The following is a 4,086-nucleotide window of genomic DNA, read 5'->3' as shown; positions in this document are numbered from 1 at the left end:
CTACTTCCATCAACAGATTACTGGTTCTCGTTAGATTACACAGAAAATGGTGTCGCTAAACAATTTAAAGCGCATTTTACGATGAAGAGATAATTTATTTTAAGTTATTTTTAAAAGAGGATTGATATTTTATCAATCCTCTTTTTTTGTAGTATTTTTTTTGAATTGTCGATAAAATTCAAAAAAAACTGATAATCTGTTGTTTTTTGTATTATTTTTTTTGTATTATTGTTAATATTATTATAAAATTTTCCTTAAAATGAAAAAAATATTCTCTCTTGTATTGATTTTGTTGGCTTTCATGTCATCTTTTTCACAAAACTCTGATATTGGAAAATACAATCTCCCACCAGGGTTTGTTCTTAATCCAAAAAGAACAATTCTTGATTTGTCATTTAAAATTGATAAAGCAAAACCATATGTAAATTATTCAAACAAAGATTTAAAAGTTTTGAAGAATTTATCTTCTGAAGAGGTAGAGTTGTATAAGGATAGTTTAGGAGATTATTACAGGTATTATAAAGAGGGAATTACTTATATTAGTAGTTTGTCTAATAAAGTTAAAAGTATCTATACTATAGATGAAATTTGGTATATATACATATTTGATCAAAAGTTGAAAAAAGAATTAGTAAAGATTAAATAGCTTATAGACATGATGAAAAAATATTTTTTAAGTTTAGTTTGCTTTGTTGTATATGCAATTTCTTTTGGTCAAACATATAATATGCCAAATGGCTCTAATGGAACTATAACTACTTGTGCAGGTACATTTCGTGATGGAGCAGGTGATTACGGTGCTAGTCAAAATAGTACAATTACTTTTTGTCCTTCAACGCCTGGAGACAAAATTAGAATAACATTTACTTCATTTACTACCGAGGATGGATATGATATATTAGAGGTTTGGAATTCAAATACTGCAGGAGCAGCAGGAACTGGAGCAGATGCTTTTACAGGTACACCAACATTACCTTTTGTGATTACATCAACTAGTCCTGATGGTTGTATCTCTTTTAGATTTACTTCCGATGGTATATTTCAAGATGCAGGATGGGTTGCGACAATTTCTTGTGTTACTCCTTGTTCACCCCCTACGGCTGCCTTAACAGTAACGACTCCTTTGAATATCTGTCCTAGTTCTGCATTAAATCCAGGTAGTACAAATGTGTCTTTTAATGCATCGTCATCAACTACACCATCTGGAAGTTTGGTAAGATATGAGTGGGATTGGGGTGATGGAACAACAAGTATAACTAATACAGCTACAACATCTCATACATTTCCAACAACTGGAGGTATATATTTAGTTAGATTAAAAGTTAGAAATAATATAACAACAACAGATCCTTTAGGTTGTCAAAGTATTAATGCAGCCACTAGATTAATTAGAGTTTCCCCTGCTCCAAGTTTTGCTGGAACATCTGGTACTGTTAATTTAGGTTGTGGTCAATCAACGACTTTAAATGGTAGTGTTTTATCGCAGACAGTAAATCAGTCTCCTCCTACAGTATTAGCGGGAGTAACTTCTCTTCCTAATGGAGTTGGAGTAAGTTATTCATCTGGCTTGGATTTTTCTGGATTATTTGCTTCAGGAGCTACTATGACTTCAGCTTGCTATCCTACACTAACCTTTAATCTTGAGCATTCTTATAGTGGTGATTTAGATATTGAATTAATAGCACCATCTGGAGAAGTTGTAAAAGTTTATGATAGCCATGGAAGTGGAACTAAATTTGGTACTTGTGCTAATCAAAATGATGATACTGTTCCTGGATGTGGTACCACATATACAGTGGTGAATTCTGGTGGTGTTGCTTGGACAGCTGCAGGAGTTACAACTACGACAACATCTACATGTGCTGGTTACACTGGTGCCTGTGAAACAGGTAATTATTATATCTCTCAAACGTATAATTCTACAAATCCATTCACGGCATTTAATGGCGCTCAATTAAATGGTGTTTGGACAATTAGAATTACAGATAATTTGAATTTAGATGATGGAACACTTTTTAATTGGTCATTAACTTTTCCTCCATCTTGTTATGGAAGTGTAGATACAATTACGCCTGATTTAACTACAGCTGTATGGACTACTAGTGGAGGAGCTCCTAGTATACCAGCTCAAACTACAACAAATACAGTAGTTAATAATCCAGGTCCAGTTGCTTGTCCTACTGCAGGAGCTTGCGTTGGAAACCAATTGACAAATAATATAACAGTTGGACCATTTAATACAGCTGGGACTTTTATTTATAACTTTACAGCTACTGATGAAAATGGTTGTCAATTTCTTACAAGTGCAACTGTAAATGTTTCAGGTGGTTGTCCAACTGCTAATATCTCATATACTGGTTCTCCGTTTTGTACAACTTCAGCTCCTGTAAATGTTAATTTGACAGGTACTGGCGCTTTTACATTAGGTAATTTTACCGCTCCAGCTGGCTTAACTATTAATCCAACAACAGGTCAAATAACCCCTTCTACAAGTACTCCTGGGACATATACGGTTACTTATACAATTCTTCCTAGTGCATGTTGTGCAGTTCCAACAATTGCTACAACTTCTGTTACGATTAGCGCAAATCCTGTTTTGAGTTCTTTAACATCAGTATCACCTATTTGTTCAGGAAATAATGCTGTTTATACTCTTACAGGAACTCCAAATGCTAATGTTACTTATAATATTAATGGTGGAACATCTCAAACTGTAACATTAAATGCTGCTGGTACGGCCACAGTTACGGTTCCATCTGTAACTGCAGATACTACGTTAAATGTTATTAATATTGCTACGGCAGGACCAACTGTTTCGGGTAATGCTTCTTCTGCTTCTGGAGGTCTTAATTCTGCCAATTCAGTCGGAGTTATTTCGGCTAGTGGTTCTACTGCAAATGCAGTAAATTGCGCAACTATTGATAATGCTAACAATACTTTGACATTAACATTGCAACATTTAGTTCCTGCAGGAACAGTAATTACAATTAGTATTGCTAGAGATAATAACCAAGGAAGTGTTACTATTTCTGATGGAACTGCTAATATTGGTGCTTTTAGTGCTGCACCAAATGATGTTTTGCAATATATAACAGTTACTACAACAGTTGCAACAAGTACAATTGTAATTACTAGAGTTAATGGTGCAACTTGGTTTGATGGAGTTCAGTATTCTTTTGTATTGCCAGGTTGCTCAAATACTATTGCTGTTTCAAATACAGTTGTTGTTACGGTGCCAACAGTACCAACGATATCTACTACAGCGCCTACATGTATTGCAGCAGGTTCATCAACGATAACAAATTATAGTGGAGCGTTAACCTATACTTTCACACCAGCAGGACCAACAGTTGGTGCGGGTGGATTAATTTCAGGAATGACAGTTGGAACAGGATATACAGTAACCGCAGGCAATGGAAGTTGTACTTCAGTAGCATCAGCATCGTTTACTAATTTAGCGATGTTAGTTACTCCAGCCGTACCAACGATATCTACTACAGCGCCTACATGTATTGCAACAGGTTCATCAACGATAACAAATTACAGTGGAGCGTTAACCTATACTTTCACACCAGCAGGACCAACAGTTGGTGCAGGCGGATTAATTTCAGGCATGACAGTTGGAACAGGATATACAGTAACCGCAGGCAATGGAAGTTGTACTTCAGTAGCATCAGCATCGTTTACCAATTTAGCGATGTTAGTTACTCCAGCCGTACCAACAATATCTACTACAGCACCTACATGTGTTGCAGCAGGTTCATCAACGATAACAAATTACAATGGAGCGTTAACCTATACTTTCACACCAGCAGGACCAACAGTTGGTGCGGGTGGATTAATTTCAGGAATGACAGTTGGAACAGGATATACAGTAACCGCAGGCAATGGAAGTTGTACTTCAGTAGCATCAGCATCGTTTACTAATTTAGCGATGTTAGTTACTCCAGCCGTACCAACGATATCTACTACAGCGCCTACATGTATTGCAACAGGTTCATCAACGATAACAAATTACAGTGGAGCGTTAACCTATACTTTCACACCAGCAGGACCAACAGTTGGTGCAGGCGGATTAATTTCAGG

Annotated in this window: 2 protein-coding genes; both read left to right on the top strand. The window is 36.1% G+C overall.

The genetic code is table 11. The annotated features are described in order from the left end of the window. Positions 1-259 precede the first annotated feature (259 nt). Positions 260-646, top strand: coding sequence for a hypothetical protein (locus QUB35_RS38580; protein WP_333148306.1), 387 nt, complete (start codon positions 260-262; stop codon positions 644-646). A gap of 9 nt (positions 647-655) precedes the next feature. Further along, positions 656-4,086: proprotein convertase P-domain-containing protein (locus QUB35_RS38575; protein ID WP_333148304.1), on the top strand; the 3,431-nt coding region annotated here is incomplete at its 3' end.

This window comes from Microcoleus sp. B13-B6 (assembly GCF_036705405.1).
GTDB lineage: Bacteria > Cyanobacteriota > Cyanobacteriia > Cyanobacteriales > Microcoleaceae > Microcoleus.
The sequence above is the reverse complement of the archived record's forward strand: the minus strand, read 5'-3'. Positions and strand labels throughout refer to the sequence as shown.